The 20,473-nt window shown below is 34.6% G+C and carries 13 protein-coding genes; 8 read left to right on the top strand and 5 right to left on the bottom strand.

Translation table 11 applies throughout. The features are described from left to right. The first annotated feature begins 12 nt into the window (after window positions 1–12). The 5 genes from P0R33_RS11760 to P0R33_RS11780 all read left to right on the top strand — a co-directional run bounded on the left by P0R33_RS11760 (window position 13) and on the right by P0R33_RS11780 (window position 9,535). A complete protein-coding gene (locus tag P0R33_RS11760; protein WP_276175617.1) occupies window positions 13–3,216 on the top strand; it encodes a TonB-dependent receptor in 3,204 nt (1,067 codons plus the stop codon). Window positions 3,217–3,224: 8 nt separating this feature from the next. After that, window positions 3,225–4,733, top strand: coding sequence for a RagB/SusD family nutrient uptake outer membrane protein (locus tag P0R33_RS11765; protein ID WP_276175618.1), 1,509 nt, complete (start codon window positions 3,225–3,227; stop codon window positions 4,731–4,733). Window positions 4,734–4,746: 13 nt separating this feature from the next. Continuing rightward, window positions 4,747–5,826, top strand: coding sequence for a SusE domain-containing protein (locus P0R33_RS11770; RefSeq protein ID WP_276175619.1), 1,080 nt, complete (start codon window positions 4,747–4,749; stop codon window positions 5,824–5,826). Window positions 5,827–5,924: 98 nt separating this feature from the next. Beyond that, window positions 5,925–7,307: an alpha-amylase family glycosyl hydrolase gene (locus tag P0R33_RS11775; RefSeq protein ID WP_276175620.1), complete on the top strand. Its 1,383-nt coding sequence runs from the start codon at window positions 5,925–5,927 to the stop codon at window positions 7,305–7,307. Window positions 7,308–7,387: 80 nt separating this feature from the next. Then, a complete protein-coding gene (locus P0R33_RS11780) occupies window positions 7,388–9,535 on the top strand; it encodes a glycoside hydrolase family 97 protein (RefSeq protein ID WP_276175655.1) in 2,148 nt (715 codons plus the stop codon). 222 nt (window positions 9,536–9,757) lie between these two features. Here P0R33_RS11780 and P0R33_RS11785 read toward each other — a convergent pair whose 3' ends face one another. Further along, entirely contained in the window at window positions 9,758–10,312 is a 555-nt protein-coding gene (locus P0R33_RS11785) for a DUF5683 domain-containing protein (protein WP_276175621.1), read from the bottom strand. Between the two features lie 179 nt (window positions 10,313–10,491). Here P0R33_RS11785 and P0R33_RS11790 point away from each other — a divergent pair, with 179 nt between their 5' ends. Continuing rightward, window positions 10,492–10,641, top strand: coding sequence for a hypothetical protein (locus P0R33_RS11790; RefSeq protein ID WP_276175622.1), 150 nt, complete (start codon window positions 10,492–10,494; stop codon window positions 10,639–10,641). Then, on the top strand, window positions 10,625–11,131 hold the full coding sequence (locus tag P0R33_RS11795) for a DUF6169 family protein (RefSeq protein WP_276175623.1): 507 nt from the start codon (window positions 10,625–10,627) through the stop codon (window positions 11,129–11,131). The genes P0R33_RS11790 and P0R33_RS11795 overlap by 17 nt, the downstream gene beginning before the upstream one ends. A gap of 69 nt (window positions 11,132–11,200) precedes the next feature. On the opposite strand, the gene mfd is transcribed toward P0R33_RS11795, so the two are convergent. Together mfd and P0R33_RS11805 are read right to left on the bottom strand one after the other, a co-directional pair. Continuing rightward, window positions 11,201–14,566: a transcription-repair coupling factor gene (mfd, locus tag P0R33_RS11800; RefSeq protein WP_276175624.1), complete on the bottom strand. Its 3,366-nt coding sequence runs from the start codon at window positions 14,564–14,566 to the stop codon at window positions 11,201–11,203. Next, on the bottom strand, window positions 14,559–15,173 hold the full coding sequence (locus P0R33_RS11805) for a hypothetical protein (protein WP_276175625.1): 615 nt from the start codon (window positions 15,171–15,173) through the stop codon (window positions 14,559–14,561). The genes mfd and P0R33_RS11805 overlap by 8 nt, the downstream gene beginning before the upstream one ends. 321 nt (window positions 15,174–15,494) lie before the next feature. Between P0R33_RS11805 and P0R33_RS11810 the strand changes: the two genes are divergently transcribed. Next, on the top strand, window positions 15,495–16,433 hold the full coding sequence (locus P0R33_RS11810) for an L-threonine 3-dehydrogenase (protein ID WP_229353317.1): 939 nt from the start codon (window positions 15,495–15,497) through the stop codon (window positions 16,431–16,433). A gap of 433 nt (window positions 16,434–16,866) precedes the next feature. On the opposite strand, the gene P0R33_RS11815 is transcribed toward P0R33_RS11810, so the two are convergent. Continuing rightward, entirely contained in the window at window positions 16,867–18,747 is a 1,881-nt protein-coding gene (locus P0R33_RS11815) for a M1 family metallopeptidase (RefSeq protein WP_276175626.1), read from the bottom strand. A 64-nt stretch (window positions 18,748–18,811) separates the two neighbouring features. Then, the gene (locus P0R33_RS11820) at window positions 18,812–20,449 is read right to left on the bottom strand and encodes a S8 family peptidase (RefSeq protein ID WP_276175627.1); all 1,638 of its coding nucleotides are present in this window, start codon (window positions 20,447–20,449) and stop codon (window positions 18,812–18,814) included. Window positions 20,450–20,473: the final 24 nt, after the last annotated feature.

The raw sequence follows: 20,473 nt of genomic DNA on the forward strand, positions 1-20,473 counted from the left end.
AAAGACCTAAAATTGAAACTAACTACACTACTTATTTTGGTCGCCATGTTTAATATTAGAGGGAATACTTATGCCCAAAAGACAAAAGTTACTCTGGAATTAAACAATTCAACAATCGAAAAGGTTATTGAGACCATTGAGCAAAAAACGGATTTCAGATTTATTTACAAATTGAGCGATATCGACTTAGATCGAACGGTTTCAATTTCTGTAAAAGATCAGTCTATATATGTGGTTTTAGATCGAATTTTTAAAGGAACCCCAACCGAATTTAAAATTCGTGACACACAGATTATTCTAAAAAAGCCAGAACTCAAATCACAGATTATCGAATTTCAAAAACAAACCGTAACAGGTGTCATAACCGATGAAAACGGAATGCCTTTACCTGGCGCTTCTGTTATTGAAGAAGGAACTAGAAACGGAATGGTTACTGATTTTGATGGAAAATACAAACTTACTGTTGAAAGCGCACAATCTGTAATTGTGGTTTCTTTTGTTGGATATAAAGAGAAAAAAGTTACGGCTAATCAGAGCGTAATCAATATTCAGCTTCTTCCAGATGCAACTGATTTACAAGAAATTGTTGTGGTTGGTTACGGCACAGCTACAAAAAGAGATGTTACGGGTGCGGTTTCTTCTATTGCTTCAAAAGACATGAATCAAGGTGCGATCGTGAATCCGTTGCAATTAATTGCTGGAAAAGCAGCCGGAGTAAATATTACGCAATTAGGAAGTGAGCCAGGTAATGGACCAAGCGTTCGTATTCGTGGAATTTCGTCTCTAATTGGAGGAAGTGATCCTTTGGTAGTTGTAGATGGAATTCAAGGAAATATGGATTTATTAAACCAAGTTCCGCCAAGCGAAATTGAAAGTTTTGATATTTTGAAAGATGCTTCTGCAACTGCAATTTACGGTTCGCGCGGTGCGCCTGGTGTGCTTATCATTACAACAAAAAAGAATAAAGCGGGTAAAACTACAATTGAATATATCGGTTCTACTTCTTTAGATTTTATTCCAAAGAAATTACACATGTTAAATGCTGATGAATGGTGGGCGGCGGCGCAAAGTGTTGGTGTTCCTGCATCTGCCAATCATGGTTCAAATACAGATTGGTATGGACTTTTAACACAAACTGGAATTTCGCAAACCCATACTTTATCTTTTGGCGGAGGAACAGATAAATTCAATTATCGAGCTTCTTTAAGTGCAATTTTGCAAGATGGAGTTGTAATCAATTCAAACAATAAAAAATATATCGGACGTATTCAGGCAACTCAATTGGCTTTGGATGATAAATTAAAATTGACGTTTAATTTAAATACAGGGATTAATAACACGACGAGTATTATTCAAAGTATTGGAACGGCTGCTTATACTTCAAATTTAATAACAAATGCTTATTTGGTTAGACCGACAGATCCAGTTTTTAATACAGACGGAACTTATTTTACAGATCCAAACGTATTTCAATATTTAAATCCATATGCAACTGCACAAACAGTTTCCAATGAACGTGAAAATGACAACTTATTTGCAAGTTTAAAAGCAGATTTAGATTTAGCAAAAGGGTTAACGGCAAGCTGGTTTGGAAGCTGGAGAAAAACAAATACAACCGAAGGATACTATCTTCCTGTAGTTTCTACTAGTGCTTATGCAATTGATCAAAATGGTTATGGAAATGTTAGAAACAATAGACAAAATGAAAAACTAACCAACTTTAGTTTAAATTACAAAAGGACATTTGGCGTACACAACGTAAATGTTTTAGGGTTGTACGAATGGCAAAATCAGGCTTATCAAGGAAATTTTGCACAGGTTAGAGGTTTTATGAATGATCAGGCAACATTTAATGCACTTCAGTTAGGTGATTTAACTAAAATTCGACCTGGAGATATTGAATCATATAAAAACGACAGAACTTTAGTTTCATTTTTAGCAAGAGTAAATTACTCTTTATTAGATCGTTATTTAGTTACAGCAAGTATTCGTCGTGATGGTTCGTCTGTATTTGGCGCAAACAACAAATGGGGAAATTTCCCTTCTGCATCTGTTGCATGGCAAATTGACAAAGAGCCTTTTATGCAAAAACAAAATTTATTTAATGAGTTGAAAGTTCGCGTTGGTTATGGAGCAACTGGAAATCAGCAAGGTCTTCTTCCGCAACAATCACTTTCATTGGTTGGAAGTTCAGGAATTACTTATTTTGGAGGTCAGCCGATTACCAATTACAGCATTTACCAAAACTCAAATGCTGATTTAAAATGGGAAACAAAAAAGCAAACCAATTTAGGTCTTGATTTTGCTCTTTTAGATAACAGATTAAGAGGAACTGTTGACGTTTATACTTCAAAAACAGAAGATTTATTATTTGATTATACAGTACCTCAGCCTCCATATCCTTACAACACAATTAAGGCAAATGTTGGAAGTATTTCAAACAAAGGCATCGAAGTTTCGCTTGCTTATGATGTAATTAAATCGCAAAACAGCACACTTACTTTAGGCGGAAATGTTTCTTTTATGAAAAACGAAGTGCTTAATCTAAACGGAAGTATTAACGGAGTTCCTTTAAATACAGATTATGTTCCGTGGGGAGCTGCAAACTCTTTTTTAGTTAAAGGAAAACCAATTGGAGCGTTTTATATTTTAGAACATACAGGTAAAAACGAAAACAATGTTGAGACCGTTTTGGATCGTGACGGAAACGGCATAATCGATCAAGGAGTTAAAAGTCCAGACCGTTATTATGCAGGTTCAGCTTTACCAACTTACACTTTCTCATTTAATCCATCTTATCGATATAAAAATTTCGATGCTTCTATGTTAGTGAGAGGTTCTGGAGGAAATAAAATTTATAATGGATTACGTTCTAACTTAAGCAGATTAGAAAATATTGGTAAATCGAATGTTTTGGCAAGTGCTGTAGAAACCGGAATTTATACTTCGCCATATGGTTCAGATTTATGGTTAGAAGACGGTTCTTTTGTTCGTTTAGAAAATCTTACAGCGGGATATACGTTCCGTTTTACAGATAAATATATTGATACTATAAGACTTTCACTTACAGGAAATAACTTATTCTTAATTACCGATTATTCAGGTATTGATCCAGAATTGAATGTAAGCGGTGGTGGAGATAACTTCGGTGGCGATAGAGGAATTTATCCTCGTACCAGAAGCGTGGCGTTTGGTTTGACTGTAAAATTTAAATAGTAAAAGAAATGAAAATCAAAAATATAATATTGACAGGAAGCATTTGTTTCTTGACACTTTTTAGTTGTACAGATATTGAAGAAAATGTGTACGATAAATATCCCGCAGAAGATTTTTACGGAACACCTGCTGGAGCTGATATTGCCCTTGCAAATGTATACGCGCAAGTTCCAGGAGAATTTGTTCGAGATGGAGCAAGTGGCGTTGGTTATGCCGGAGCCGATAATGGCTGGTACGATATGAACTGTATGTCTTCTGACGAACAGGTTATTCCGCACAGAAATACAGGCGACTGGCAAATGGATTTTGCACGTTTGCACAAACACGAATGGCTTCCAACAGATTTTATTATCAACAATACTTGGAACTGGCTTTACAAATCTATTTTCAATGCCAATCTTGCGGTAGATTTATTGCAAAAAGCAAATGCCGATGCTTCAAAAATTGCTGAAGCTAAAACCTTGAGAGCTTTCTTTTATTATTTATTAATTGATGATTATGGAGATGTTCCTTTCTTCACAGACAATAATATTACCGTTGATAAAATTCCGCAATCAAGCCGTAAAGAAGTTTATGATTTTATCGTAAAAGAATTGACAGAAAACGTTGATTTATTATCAGGAACAAGAGGCGGAAATTATTACGGAAGATTCAATAAATGGGCAGGTTATACTTTGTTAGCAAAAGTGTATTTGAATGCACAAGTTTATACCGGAACTCCAAAATGGAACGAAGCTTTAGCGGCTTGTAACAAAGTTGCCGAAGGCGGATTTACGCTTCATTCTGGCGCTACAGATGCCGCAAATCCGTTAGGAAGCAAGTATTTTGAGTTATTTGGAGATGTTCTTCCAGAAGACGAAACTATTCTTCCAATTTACGCAACACTAGATATAGTTTCTCGTAATGTTTATGCAGTTCGTAGTTTATACGGCGCGCACGCTCAAGCTTTATTTGGTTTTAGCGGTTGGAATGGTACTATTGTTCCGAAAGCGTTTTTCTTAAAATATGATGCGAATGATATTCGTAGAAAACAATATTTGTTTGGAGAACAGCCAGGAGGGTTCAATTATACGCTTGATGTTGCTTCATTAGATAATCCAGGAGCAGATCCACAGGCGGGAGTTCGTAATGTGAAATTTTATCCTGTCGCGCCAAGAACAGGTGGAGGAGCTTCTAACGACTTCCCTATTTTTAGATATGCAGATGTAATTTTAATGATGGCAGAATGTAACGCTCGTTTAGGAAATGCCGCAGCTGCAAAACCTTTTATAGATCAAATCAGACAGCGTGCAGGATTAAGTGCTTTAGATCATAATCCTTCTCTTGATGAGATTTATAACGAAAGAGGTTTTGAACTAAGCTGGGAAGGCCACAGAAGACAAGATATGATTCGTTTTGATAAATTTTTATTGGCAAACGAATTCAGACCTGCGTCTCCTGCATTCAGAAAATTGTTCCCAATTCCAACTTCAGCTTTAGATGCTAATCGCGGATTAAAACAAAACCCTGGTTACTAAAAACAAAACTATCATGAAAAAATATATCAATAAATTATTCATATTAGGCAGTTTGCTGTTCTTGGGTTCATCCTGCGACAGCGATGCCGAATTAACAACTCTAGAAGCTGTTAATTTCCCTTCAGAAATTACTGTTTCATCTAGCAAAATTGTTCTAACAGAAGATACAGCAGACGATCAGGTTTTACTGGTTTCATGGCCTGAAGTTACTTTTCCTATCGAAGCTCCTGTAACGTATGCGCTTCAATTTGATTTGGTTGGGGATACAAGCGGTGCAAATGCTTGGCAAAAAGCTAAACGAATTGAAGTTGGAACAGATGTTTTAAGCAAAACTTTAATTGGTCAGGAATTAAATAAAATTGCTGTCGATTTAGGACTTCCTATTGATGTTGAAGGAAAATTGGTCGTTCGCGTAGAAGCTGCAATGGATCGTAAAGTGTTTTCTAACCCAATTACTTTGACAATTACGCCTTATGAAAAAAGCGTTGTTTTTGGCGAAATTTATATGCCGGGAAGTTATCAAAACTGGGCTATAGAAACTGCGGCGGCTTTAACTGCGATTCAAAAAGGTGTTTACCAAGGTTATATGACGGCTGCTCCTGGAGCTGGACTTGGATTCAAATTGAATACAGAGAGAAACTGGGCACAGTTTTATGGCGCTGGAGCAACCAACAGCGATTTGCAAAACATGAGTGATACAGATTTTCAACTTCCTGCTGCTGGTTCCTATCAAATTAAAGTGAATTTAAATACTTTAAAATGGACTGCAACTCCTTATTCTTGGGGAATTGTGGGTGATGCAACTTCTGGAAGCTGGGATAATAGTACGCCAATGAGTTACGATCATCAGACAAAAACTTGGAAAGTGACTGCTGTTTTAGTTCCTGGAAATGTGAAATTCAGATTGAACAATAGCTGGACAATCAATTACGGACCTAAAAACACTACAGACGGAATTGTATATCTAGATGATCAAGGTTCTCATTATGTTGGCGAAGGCGGTACTTACGAAATCACATTACAAATAAACGATGTTGATCCTGCAACTACCGGATATCCTCCAACTGCTACTTATACCATCACAAAGAAATAGATAAAAATTAAGTTTAGTTTGGTTTGAGTTTACCTGCCTTTTTACTTCGAAAGGCAGGTTACTTTCCAGCCATTTAAAAACATAAAAAAGTAAAAATCATGAAATTCAATATAAAAATCGTTTACGGATTATTGCTTGCATTAGCTTTTGTTTCGTGCAGTTCTTCTGATGACGAAAACAAAACGCCGCCATCTCCATATACACAATACGGTGCTCCTTTTGATAAAATGCCTAAGAAAGAAGATGCCATAATTTATCAAGTAAACATTCGTGCTTTTAGTCAAGCAGGAAATTTGAAAGGAGTTCAAGACAGATTAACTCAAATTCAGGAATTGGGGGCAAATGTTATTTATTTGATGCCTGTTTTTCCTGTTGGAAAAGAAAGAGCAACTGGCGAATTAGGTTCTCCTTACGCAGTAAAAGATTATAAAGCCGTAAATCCAGATTTCGGAACTTTACAAGATCTTCAAACTTTGGTTGAAGAAGCGCACAAAAAAAATATGGCTGTTATTCTTGATTGGGTTGCCAATCATACTGCTTGGGATAATGCTTGGATTACACAACACAAAAATTGGTATCAGCAAGATGCAAACGGAAATATTATTATTCCGCCAGGAACAAATTATAATGACGTTGCACAATTAAATTTCAATAATACTGAAATGAAAGACGCCATGATCGATGCCATGTCTTATTGGGTTTACAATGCCAATATTGATGGTTTTAGATGCGATTATGCTGATTTTGTCCCAAACAATTTCTGGTCAGATGCTATTACCAAATTAAGAAAAATCAAAAAGAATCAAGAAATTTTAATGCTGGCTGAAGGTTCAAAATACAATCATTTTGCTTCAGGTTTTGATTTTACTTTTGGTTTCAATTTCTTTTATACAATCGAACAGCTTTTTAAAGAAAATAAACCTGCAACAACGATTCAGGATTCGAACGCAACAGAATATGCCAACGTTTACGATCCATCAAACAAAGTGGTTCGTTATACAAGCAATCACGACGTAAATCTTTCTGACGGAACGCCTTTAGAACTTTTTGGAGGAAAAAAAGGATCTGTAGCAATGTTTGTTGTAGCGGCATATTTAAAATCAATTCCTATGATTTACAACGGACAGGAAATTGGTTACGACAAAAGATTAAATTATTTCGCTAAAACTCCAATCGATTGGTCAACTGCTGATGCTTCAATGCTGGCAGAATACAAAAAAATCATTGCTTTCAGAAATACAAGCAACGCAATTAAAACAGGAGAATTTACAGGTTACAGCAGTAATGCCGTAAGTGCTTTCACGATGATAAAAGATGTCGAAAAAGTTTTTGTTCTTTCTAATTTAACAAGTTCTACCGTAAAACATCTTATTCCAAATACATTAAAAGGAAATTGGAAAGATGCATTTACTGGAGCTACTGTTTCAGTTGGCGCAGATGTAACACTTCAACCTTTTCAATATTTAGTGTTGAAAAATTAACTTCAAAAGCAACTTTAAAGACTAAATTTGCAACAAAACAAAATAACATGAATTTTCAATTCCAAAAATCATTGTCTCAAATGCGTTTGAGCAAAAAAACAGCGCTTTTATTTTTTGTACTTCTAAGTGTATTTTCGCTTAAAGCGCAAGAAATAAATTCGCCAGACAAAAATCTTTCTTTAAAATTTGAATTAAAAGAAGGCGGAATTCCGTCTTACCAATTATCATATAAACAAAAAGCGGTTATTAAAACTAGTTCTTTAGGTTTAGAACTTCAGAACAAAGCTTCGTTTATGGATGGTTTTACCATTACAAACACAGCGCAATCTTCTGTTGATGAAAATTGGAATCCTGTTTTAGGGGAAGAAAAAACAATTCGTAATCATTATAACGAATTGGTTGTCACTTTAGCGCAAGCGAAAAACAACAATAGATTTATTCGTATTCGTTTCCGTTTATTCAACGACGGATTGGGATTTAGATATGAATTTCCGAAACAAGATGAACTGAGTTATTTTGTTATTAAAGAAGAACGTACCGAATTTCAATTAGCTGGAAATCATAAAATTTTCTGGATTCCAGGAGATTATGATACCAACGAATATGCTTATACAACATCAAAGATTTCGGAAATTCCTTCTTTGATGAAAAAAGCGACAATTGAAATTAATGCACAGCAACCAATCGCGGCACTTTCTGTACAAACGCCTTCAATGATGAAATCAGATGATGGTTTATACATCAACATTCACGAAGCGGGGTTAATCAATTATCCAGCAATGTATCTTGAAGTTGATGCTAAAACTAACAAAATGATCAGCCATTTAGCGCCAGATGCAGTTGGCGCAAAAGGTTATATGCAGACCGATGCGCAAACACCTTGGAGAACTATTGTAGTAAGTGATAAAGCAACTGATATTTTGGCTTCAAAATTAATTCTGAACCTTAACGAACCAACAAGTTATAAAGATGTTTCTTGGATTAAACCTGTAAAATACATCGGAATTTGGTGGGAATATTTTGTAGCTGGAAGAAGCACTTGGGCTTTTGGAAAAGAAAACAACGTAAAAATGACGGATGATTTCACCAAACTTACTCCAAACGGAAAACACGGAGCCACTACAGAACGTGCAAAAGAATACATTGATTTTGCTTCTAAAAATGGTTTTGATGCGATTCTTATCGAAGGATGGAACATTGGCTGGGAAGACTGGATTGGCAACTGGAAAGAAGATGTTTTTGATTACGTAACAGCTTACCCAGATTTTGATGTTAAAGCGGTTCATGCTTATGCGGCTTCAAAAGGAGTGAAAATTATTATGCACCACGAAACATCAGGATCTGCAACCAATTACGAACGTCGTTTAGATCGTGCTTTTCAGTTTATGAATGATAATGGTTACGATGCTGTAAAAACAGGATATGTAGGACAGATTATTCCACGTGGTGAACATCATGACGGACAATGGATGGTGAATCATTATATCAATGTTGCCAAACGTGCTGCTGATTATAAAATTATGGTGAATAGTCACGAAGCGGTTCGCCCAACGGGATTAAATCGAACTTTTCCAAACTGGATCGCACAGGAATCTGCTCGTGGAACGGAATTCGAATCTATGGGAGGATTAGCGCCGGATCATACGACAATTTTGCCATTTACAAGATTAATGGGTGGTCCGATGGATTACACACCTGGAATTTTCCAAACTGATCTTTCGTATTATGGAACAGGAAGCACGCAACGCGTAAATACTACTTTGGTAAAACAATTGGCGTATTATGTTACGATGTACAGTCCGTTGCAAATGGCGGCTGATATTCCTGGGAATTACGAGCGTTTTCCAGATGCTTTTCAGTTCATTAAAGATGTTGCTGTAGATTGGGATAATAGTTATATTCTAGAAGCAGAACCTGGAGATTACATCACAATTGCGCGTAAAGCAAAAAGCAAAAACGAATGGTTCATTGGCGGAATTACAGACGAAAATGCAAGAACTGCCAACATTTCTTTTGATTATTTACCTGCCGGAAAAAATTTCGTTGCCACAATTTATGCCGATGCAAAAGATGCAAATTGGAATCAAAATCCACAAAAGTATACGGTTTCTAAAGTTATTGTAAATTCAAAAAGCAAATTGAAACAGTATTTAGCTTCTGGCGGTGGAGTTGCCATTAGCATTAAAGAAGGAAATAATGCAGAGTTAAAAGGATTGAAAAAACTATAAATTGGTTAATATAGTTGTAATTAAAAAGCCGTATGAAAATTTCATACGGCTTTTTTTATTTTTCTTTTGCCACGAATTGCACAAATTTGCACGAATTTATTTTAAACAATTATTGCCACAGATTAAAAGGATTTAAATGATTTTTTTTAATCTTCCTAATCCTTTTAATCTGTGGCAAAAAAAGAATTCGTGTAAATTTGTGCAATTCGTGGCAACATTTTTTTAGAAAGAATAATTGAGCGCAACCCCAAAATCATTCTTTAATGTAATATCGTTTTTAATGACAGTAGGCTTAAATGCCAATTTTTCATCTACATTAAATTGTGAAAGTGCCGCATCAATATTGGCATCTATGATATTTAAGACATAAAATCCAACGATAAATAAAGCTGATAAATCTCTATTTCTCTGATATATTTTTTGAGCAGAAATTAATTGGCTTTCGCTTAAGTTTGCTAAAAATTGTGAATCACTTTTAATTCCTTCCAATCTATTTTTGTATTCATCTCTGTAAACATTATAATTTTTCTGATTATCCATGTACAAATACGTACTTGTTCCTATTGTCCCATAAACTAAAGGAAGTTTCCAGTACTTTTTATTGTAAATCTGTCCTAAACCTGGGAAAATTGCCGAATAAAATGCTGCTTTTTCAGGACGAAGCGGATCAATTTCTTCCGATTTAAAAGTGTCTTTTAAAATTATTTGTGTTTTTTCTTGAGCAAATACTGAATTTAATCCCAAAAAGAATAATAGAAGTATGAATTGATTCTGCATAAAGTTTTCTTTTAAAATATTTGTTTCAAAGAAAACTTTTTAGTTCTAAGAATTTTCTTAAATTATAGACAAATAAAAGCCAATTTTTAATTTGCCTAATACTCAATCATATATGCATTAAAAATAAAAATAATACTACAATTTTTGCAATATTCAACTTAAATCTGTTACTTTGCATTATGAAATCTACAACAATAAATAAAGAAGCCATTAAAGCTGCAATTATCAAAATGAGAGAAGATAAAATTGCTGTGCGTTCTTTTTTACAAGGAACAGCATCGATCGAAACCTTAACTTCAAAAGGTATCAAGCTTGTTAAAACGATATAATTATACTTTTAACGCTGACTCTGGTTATTATAGTTTTTTTACAACAAGTGAGATTGAATACAGAGTTGCCTTTTATGAAGATTTCACTTTAGAATCATGTATTAGTGATGACAAAAAACTCGGAAATATCTATCAAATTACGATTGATAAAATTGGCACTAAACCTGCTTTTTATGATAGAAAGGTTTCAGAAACAATCAAAAATATTATAATTTCTTTTTTTGAAAATATTGAAGATGCATTGATTTATATTTGTGATGATAATGACAAAAAAGCCTTTCAGAGATTTTCTGCTTTTGATAGATGGTACAATAATAGCTCAATGACAGGTCATATAACAAAGCTTAATAATATTATAGAATTTGATTCTGATAATGAAAAGATTAAGCTTTATACTTCTTTGATGTTTCATAAAGATAATCGCAATATTGAAAACATAAAAATAGCATTTAATAATATTAGGAATGCATTAGATGGAGAAAAGCCATAGTTCCAATTAATGATAAAACCGATATACTTCTATATATCGGTTTCATTATTTTAAAAAACTAAATAAATTTTACTCCTCAAACAACTCCATCAATTCCAGCGCCCGTTTTATCGACTTCACATTTTCAAAAGTCAATAACAATCGTAATCCGTTTACGGTTTGTTTTTCTTTCATTTTGCAGAGCGTGCTGTGCTTTTGAACGAAGTTTAAAACATTTCTGAATTTCACTGACTGGTAATAATCAGACTGTTGATCGGATACAAAATAACCAATCATTTTGCCTTGTTTCAGAACCAATTTCTCGATTCCAACTTTGGTCGCAATCCATTTTATTCGGATGCTGTTTAATAAAGAAACCGCTTGTTTTGGTAATGGCCCGAAACGGTCAATTAATTTTTTCTCAAATTCCTGTAAACCGGCTTCGTCTTTTATCGCTCCCAATTCGTTGTATAAAACCAACCGTTCCGAAACATTATTGATATATTCATCTGGGAATAATAATTCAAAATCAGCGTCGATCTGAATGTCTTTTACATATTCTTTCGTGTCGATATTATTTTCTTCAGGATACAAATCTTTGAATTCGTTTTCCTTTAATTCTTCGATCGCTTCATTCATGATTTTTTGGTACGTATCAAAACCAATTTCGTTAATGAAACCACTTTGCTCACCACCTAATAAATCTCCCGCTCCACGAATCTCCAAATCTTTCATCGCAATGTTAAAACCGCTTCCCAATTCGCTAAATTGTTCTAAAGCCTGAATACGTTTTCTTGCATCTTCGGTCATCGATGAATACGGCGGACAGATAAAATAACAGAATGCTTTTTTATTGCTACGTCCTACTCGACCTCGCATTTGGTGCAAATCTGAAAGTCCGAAATTGTTGGCATTATTAATGAAAATTGTGTTGGCATTTGGAACATCCAAACCACTTTCGATGATTGTTGTTGCGACCAAAACATCAAAATCTCCATTCATGAAACCTAACATCAATTCTTCTAGTTTGGCACCGTCCATTTGTCCGTGACCAATTCCGACTCTTGCATTTGGAACCAAACGCTGAATCATTCCTGCCACTTCTTTTATATTTTCGATTCGGTTATTGATGAAGAAAACCTGTCCGTTTCTCTGAATTTCATACGAAATCGCATCACGAATAATCTCTTCATTAAAACCAACTACATTCGTTTCAATAGGATAACGATTTGGCGGAGGCGTTGTAATTACCGATAAATCTCGCGCTGCCATTAAAGAAAACTGAAGCGTTCTCGGAATTGGCGTTGCAGTCAAAGTCAATGTATCAACATTTGCTGCAATCGTTTTGAGTTTATCTTTTACGTTAACACCAAACTTTTGTTCCTCATCAACAATCAACAAACCTAAGTCTTTAAAAACGACATTTTTGTTTACTAATTGGTGTGTTCCGATAACAATATCTAGTTTTCCTTCGGCTAAATCTTTTAAAGTCTGTGTTTTTTGTTTTGCAGTTCTAAATCGGTTTAAATAACCAATTGTAACCGGCATATCTTTTAAACGTTCCGAAAAAGTTCTGTAATGCTGATAAGCCAAAATCGTTGTCGGAACTAAAACCGCAACTTGTTTACTATTATCTACGGCTTTAAAAGCAGCTCTGATTGCAACTTCTGTTTTTCCGAAACCAACGTCACCGCAAACCAAACGATCCATTGGGCGATCGCTTTCCATGTCGGCTTTTACTTCTGCTGTCGATTTGGTTTGATCGGGAGTATCTTCGTAAATAAACGAACTTTCTAATTCGTTTTGCAAATAACTATCTGGCGCAAACTGAAACCCTTTTTCTAAACGACGTTTTGCATACAACTGAATCAAATTGAATGCAATATGTTTAACTCGCGCTTTGGTTTTCTGTTTTAAAACTTTCCAAGCGTTCGATCCTAATTTGTATATTTTTGGAGGCGTTCCGTCTTTTCCGTTGTATTTTGAAATTTTATGCAATGAGTGAATACTCACATACACAATATCATTATCTGCATAAACCAATTTTATGGCTTCCTGCATTTTTCCTTCTACCTGAATTTTCTGCAAACCGCCAAACTTACCAATTCCGTGATCAATGTGTGTTACATAATCGCCAACCGAAAGTGCTGTTAATTCTTTAAGCGTAATATTTTGCTTTTTCGAATAGCCATTTTTAATATTGAATTTATGATAACGTTCAAAAATCTGATGATCTGTATAAGCCGTAATTTGATTTTCTTCATCAATAAAACCTTGATACAAAGGCAATACAATCGTATTATATTGTTTTCTGATATTTTCAGAATTGGCTTCATCCAAAGATTCAAAAATATCGTGAAAACGTTTTGCTTGCGTTTCATTCGAACAAAATAGATAATTAACATATCCATTAAAATGATTTTCACTTAGATTATTCAACAGCAAATCAAATTGTTTATTGAAAGAAGGCTGAGGCTGAATATGGAATTCGAATTTTTTAGTGGTTTTAAAAATAGGTCTTGAAGCCAATTCTACAACCGAAAAATCCAAAGCGCGTTTGATAAACGAAGCTTGATTTAAAAATAATTGTTCTGGTATGGCGTGTTTTATTTCCTTAGAAAGTTTCTCAAAAGCTTCTTCTGCTCTCGCAAACTGTTTGTCTAACTGACTAAATAAACCTTCGGTATTTTGGATGAAAATAACTGTTTTCTCCGCAATATAATCTAAGAAGCTTTCACGATTTTCCTGAAAAAGTTTGTTCTCCACATTCGGAATAATCGTGATTTTTTTATGTGTTTCGACAGACAATTGTGTTTCAACATCAAAAGTTCTAATACTGTCTACTTCGTTTCCAAAAAACTCAATTCGGTACGGATGATCGTTTGAGAAAGAGAAAACATCGACAATTCCTCCACGAACAGAAAATTCGCCAGGTTCTGTAATAAAATCGACTCTTTTAAATTCGTATTCAAACAAAACTTCGTTGATAAAATCAATTGAAATTTTATCATTCAAAGCCACTTTTAAAGTGTTTTTATCGAGTTCTCTTCTGGTAACTACTTTTTCAAAAAGCGCTTCAGGATAAGTAACAATTACAGCTGGTTTTTTTCTGGAATTGATTCTATTTAAAACCTCAGCACGAAGCAAAACATTCGCATTATCAGTTTCGTCAATTTGATACGGACGTCGAAAAGAAGCTGGATAAAACAAAACATCTTGTTCTCCAATCATCTGCTCCAAGTCGTTCAGGTAATAAGCGGCTTCTTCTTTATTGTCTAAAACAATTAAAAAAGGTAATTCTGTTTTCTTAAAAACGGAACGAATTATAAATGAAACTGCAGATCCTAACAATCCGCTGATGTTCATTTTTATCTGATTCCCTTCCAGTAAATTTGTGGCAATCTGCTGCGCTTTTGGCAGATTATCATAAGTTGTATATAGGGCGTTTTTACTCAAGTTTTGGTACTTTTTGATCTATTTGAGGCGGTGCAACAGCATTCGGAATTGCACGCGCTGTATCTAACATTCTAAGGAAATCTTCTTCTCCTTCTTCTTTCGGAACTTTGGCTCTTTCGACAATTTTATCCATTTGTCTTTCTAAAGAAATCAGTTCTTTGTTGATTTCTTGAACTAAAAAAACAACTTTATCATCTGGAATTTTATTTAAATGAATAAACAAATCCAACATTCTAATTTTAGTAATTAAAATAGAAATACGGCTTTTAAAGGCGGGCTGATCAAATATTGTTGGAATGGTATTGTTTAAAGCCATTGCTTTTTTGGAAATCGCAACCGATTTTTTCTGAAAAGCTCCAATTGTTTTTCTTGGCTTATCTCCAATTTCCTTCATAAAATCACGCCATTCTGTCCACGAATTTAATTGCGATTCAGAAATCTCGTTGATCGGCTCATCTATAAACGTCCAGCCTTTATTTATATTATTAAAAATAGCTTCTTTCTTTTTAGCTTCTTTTGCATTTTCTGCGCGGCGTTTTTCATCTTGATCTTGGCAAGAAAACAATACAGCTGTCAAAAGCAGAAAAAGAGATATTTTATATTTCATTTGATAAAAACATTAAGCTACAAAGTTACAAAGTAAATTTACAATTACGAATTCTGATTTTTGCTAAAGATTCGGTAAATGATTGTTATTTTTTTGTTTGTTCTGATGCTTTACAGAATACTAATTTAAAGTGATTTTTTCTCTTTCAATCTTAATTTTAGCTTGTATTTGTTCCGTTTTCAAAAAGGCACAAAGACACACCTTCAGAGAGAATTATCCAAAAAACAAACTTTTTCATTATTGAATTAATAATTTATGATTCTAAAAAGCATAAGTAATTGCGAAAACGTTATATTTGTTTTTCTAAAAATCATCAAAAAAATGAATCCAAAAATATTGATCATTGGCGCTTGCGGTCAAATTGGAACGGAGCTGACACAAAAGCTGCGCAAAATATACGGAACAGAAAATGTTATCGCTTCTGATATTCGTAAATTAAATACTGATGTTGTAAACTCAGGACCTTTTGAAGTGGTCAATGCTTTAGATTTTAATCAAATAGAACATTTGGTAGAAGTACATCAAATTACTGATGTTTATTTAATGGCGGCACTTTTGTCTGCTACCGCTGAAAAAAACCCAGCATTTGCTTGGGATTTGAATATGAATTCGCTTTTTCATGTTTTGAATTTAGCGAAAGCAAAAAAAATCAAGAAAATCTTCTGGCCATCAAGTATTGCCGTTTTCGGACCAACGACTCCAAAAGAAAATACGCCTCAATATACTGTAATGGAACCTTCAACTGTTTACGGAATTAGTAAACAAGCGGGAGAAAGATGGTGCGAGTACTATCATAATATTTATGGCGTTGATGTGCGCAGTATTCGTTATCCTGGTTTAATTAGCTGGTCTACACCTCCAGGCGGCGGAACTACAGATTATGCTGTTGATATTTTTTATAAAGCTATTGCTGATAAAAAATACGAATGCTTTTTATCATCAGAAACTAAAATGCCGATGATGTATATGGATGATGCGATTGATGCTACAATAAACATTATGAAAGCACCTGTCGAAGAAATCAAAATTCATTCTTCTTATAATTTAGCTGCGATGAGTTTTACTCCGACTGAAATTGCTGCAGAAATTAAAAAACATATTCCTGAATTCGAGATTACTTATAATCCAGATTTCCGTCAGAAAATTGCGGATAGCTGGCCTGCAAGTATTGATGACAGTTCTGCAAGAGAAGACTGGGGATGGAATCATAAATTTGACTTGGAATCTATGACAAAAGATATGATTGAGCATTTGAGTTAGATCTCTATCGATATTATTTATCATTATAAAATGAAAAATCTCAATTGCCTCCAGCTTTAGCTGGAGGTTTTTTTATGGGAAGTTTTTTAATTGGTTTGTCATTTCGACGAAGGAGAAATCTCCGCAAGTAACTCCGCAACAATTGTTCAATCTTTGTCGAGCTTCTCGCGGAGATTTCTCCTTCGTCGAAATGACAAAAATGCGAACGTTTTGGGCAGAGATAAATATAAATCTTTAAAAGAAGCCAATTGTTTGTATCTAGCCCCGATGGAGGCGGTATCCTTGCTGGCCCGACGTCGGGCAACAGCGAGATATAGCCGAGAGCGGGAAACCATGTTTATTAAAATGCATTTTGTGGTGCTCCTGATCATTAAAATAAAAAGTCCCGTCAAATTTCTTAAACGGGACTTTTTTAAATTGTCATTTTTAAAGATTATTTCACTTCAAAAACATTATTTGCTTGTTTTACATCAGCCATTAATCCGCTTGGATCGATAGTGATTTTTTTGATTGACGTTTTGTTTTTGTCGATTGTAAAACTATAGTTTTGCTGCGCCCAAGCCCAATCTTCTAGAACTGTTCTTTTTTCGTTCGGGTTTGGATTCGGTTTAATGAAATTCATCATTCTTAACGGAATGTAGAATGTTTCAGAAGTTCCGTCTGTATAATCTACTTTTAAATCGATTGGCATTGGCATTCTTCCGATTCTTTCCAAAGTAACCGTTGTTTTTCCTGCATTATCAGCAACGTCTTTAATTCCGTAATCGATTGTGTTTAGCGTTTGTGTCCAATCTGTTAAATACCAATCTAACTCAGCTCCAGAAACTCTTTCTGCTGTTCTTTTGATATCGTTTGGCGTTGGGTGTTTGAATTTGAAATCGTTGAAATATCTTTTTAAAGTTGCATCAACATTTTCTTTTCCAATTACATAATCTAATTGCGAAAGGAAAAGACTTCCTTTTATATAAGAAGAAATGCTATACGGACGATTTTCGTCATAACGATCTCCGTGAGTTGTTTGAGGCTGTTCTTTTCCAGAATTTACTAAACTATAATAAGCCGCATAATTTCCTTTAAATGGATTCACTTCTTTTTTGTCTCCTTTTAATTCATTCAAAGCGCTGTCTTCAATATAAGTCGTAAAACCTTCGTCCATCCAAGGATGTTTTGATTCGTTTGAAGCCAAAATATGCTGGAACCAAGAGTGTCCTAATTCGTGCGTTGCAGTTCCAAGAATTCCTTCAAGAGTTCCGTTTCCTAACATTAAAGTACACATTGCATACTCCATTCCGCCGTCTCCACCTTGAATAAATGAATATTGTTTGTACGGATATGCTCCAACTCTTTGGTTGTAATATTCCATAACTTTTACCATTAATGGCTCTAATTGTTTCCAATTTTCTGCCACTTTTGGCGTGTTTTTGTAGAAGAAATGCAAATCGACATCGTTTGGTCCTTTTACAATATCATGTGCATAATCTTTATCTGCAGCCCAAGTAAAATCGTGAACATTTGGCGCGATAAAATGCCAAGTCAATGTTTTTGCTTTTTTAGGATATGTAACCGTTATACCTTCATCTTCATAACCGTGTCCGATTGCATTTTTATCTTGTAAATATCCTGAACCACCAATTGTATATTCTTTGTCGATTGTAATTTTTACATCAAAATTACCCCAAACTCCGTGAAATTCTCTTGCAATGTATGGATCTGCGTGCCATCCTTCGAAATCAAATTCGGCTAATTTTGGATACCATTGCGACATTGAAAGCTCGATTCCTTCAGAATTATTTCTTCCAGAACGACGAATCTGCACTGGAACTTGTCCGTCAAAATCTAAGGTAAAAGTAGATTTAGAATTTGGTAAAATTGGTTTAGCCAAAGTTACTTCTAAAACAGTATTTGAAACTCTTGTCTGAGCTGTAACTCCGTCTTGTTTGAAGTTTGTAATTTTTAAAAATCCAATTTCATTTGGTTTTAAAGTTTCAATACGGCTTTGTTTTACCTCTTTTCCATCAGCACCTTTTACTTTATTTACCATTCTCGCGTCTGGATCTTTGATAAAATGAAGACGTGCATCCATTTCGCTTCCTGGCTGGAAAGCGTTTGGATATAAATGATAGAATACCTTTTTTAAAGTATCAGGAGAATTATTGGTGTAAACCAATTCTTGTTTTCCTTTGTACTGATAGTTTTTTACATCCATTGAAACCTCCATTTTATAATCGGCATGTTGTTGCCAATATGGAGCGCTTTGTGCAAAAGCAGAAGTAAAACCTAAGCTTAGGAAAGAAAGTAAAATAATTTTTCGCATGTAGATATGTAATAGAAAATGGAAGAGCGTTCGCCCTTCCATTCGGTTAATAGTATATTATTCTTTATTTTTTAGACATCTTTTCAGCCATTAATAAAGCGTTATAAGCATTTACCATTTTTGCTGTTTTTGAAGATTCTGCTGAAGAAACTGCAACTGGTTTCTCTTGCGGATTTTCACTTTTTCCAAGAACAACCTTTGAAGGAAGCGCTACTCCAGATTCCATTAAAATCTTTTTAACCTGAGCTGCTTTTAATTTTGGATAGTATGAACGAATCAATGCTGCTACACCTGCCGCGTTTGGAGATGCCATTGAAGTTCCTTGCAAATATTTGTATTTATTATTCGGAACTGTTGCGTAAATTTCTTCACCTGGAGCAAAAACGTCTACGTTGATTTTTCCAAAGTTTGAAAATGGAGCCACAACATTTTCTCCGTATTCTTTATTAATTGCTCCAATTGTAATTAAATTATCTGCAAATTCTTTTACATTGTCTTCAGAATCGTTTGGATAATTGATGTTTTTTGTTTCATCAATATTGTATCCGTCATTTCCTGCTGCGTGAACAATTAAAACGTCTTTTTTAGCCGCATATTTAATAGCGTCGTAAACCCATTGTTTGTGTGGAGAAAAGCTTTTTCCGAAACTTCCGTTGATTACTTTTGCACCATTATCTACGGCATAACGAATTGCCAATGCAATATCTTTATCATATTCGTCTCCGTCTGGCACCGCTCTAACCGTTAAAATCTCAACATTTGGCGAAGCTACTCCGTCTCCTCCTAAATTATTTCCTCTAATTTGAGCAATAATTCCAGCAACGTGAGTTCCGTGAAGTGCCTTTTCTTTATCTGGACCAAAAACAACGTTATTTCCGTATTTCGTGTTTTTAATATCTTCTGGATTATCGCCTACGATTTTTCTTCCGTCAAAATCTTTGTTTAAATTGTAATTCAACTGATCGTAAACTTGATCTTTGTATTCTCCAAAATCAGCTTCAGGGTTAAAAGTTGGTCCTGCATTTGTAAAAACCTGAGTCATTACTGCTTTGCTTCTTAAAACTTTTGAATCTGTTGAAGTAATCTTACTTAAATCTTCCAGTTTGTAATCTGCTTTATTTAGCTCTTTTTTGATTGTATTGTGAACCTCAAGTAAAAAATCTACTTGTTCTTTATCTTTTAAAGCTTCCTCATACTTTTCATTATATTGAGCTAAAGCTTCTTTGTATTGAGCAGATCCGTCGTCTCCTTTTTTAACAACGCGAGTCAATTCCAGATTTTCGTGTACAGCATCTCCAAGGAAATTCCATCCGTGCACGTCATCGATAAATCCGTTTTTATCATCGTCGATTCCGTTTCCTGGAATTTCTTTAGTATTTGTCCAGATCATTCCTTTTAGATCTTCGTGCTCGATATCTACTCCTGAATCTACAATACCTACAATAACTTTTTTACCTGTTTTACCTTGCAGTAATTCAGCCCAAGCTCTGTCTACACTCATTCCCGGAATAGAATCTTTTACTAAATCTAAATGACTCCATCTTTTTAATTCATTTTCACTAACTGGTGCTTTTTTTACAACTGCCAAAGGAGCTACAATTGGCTGTTTTGGCGCTGAATTTTGTGCTTGCAAACTTGCACTGCAGCCTGCTAAAACAAGTAATGCAAAAGCAGATAATTTAAGAGGTTTTATATGACTCATCTATCTATAAATATAAGTAAAGTT

Origin of the sequence: Flavobacterium sp. YJ01, from assembly GCF_029320955.1 — a bacterium.
Classification (GTDB): domain Bacteria; phylum Bacteroidota; class Bacteroidia; order Flavobacteriales; family Flavobacteriaceae; genus Flavobacterium.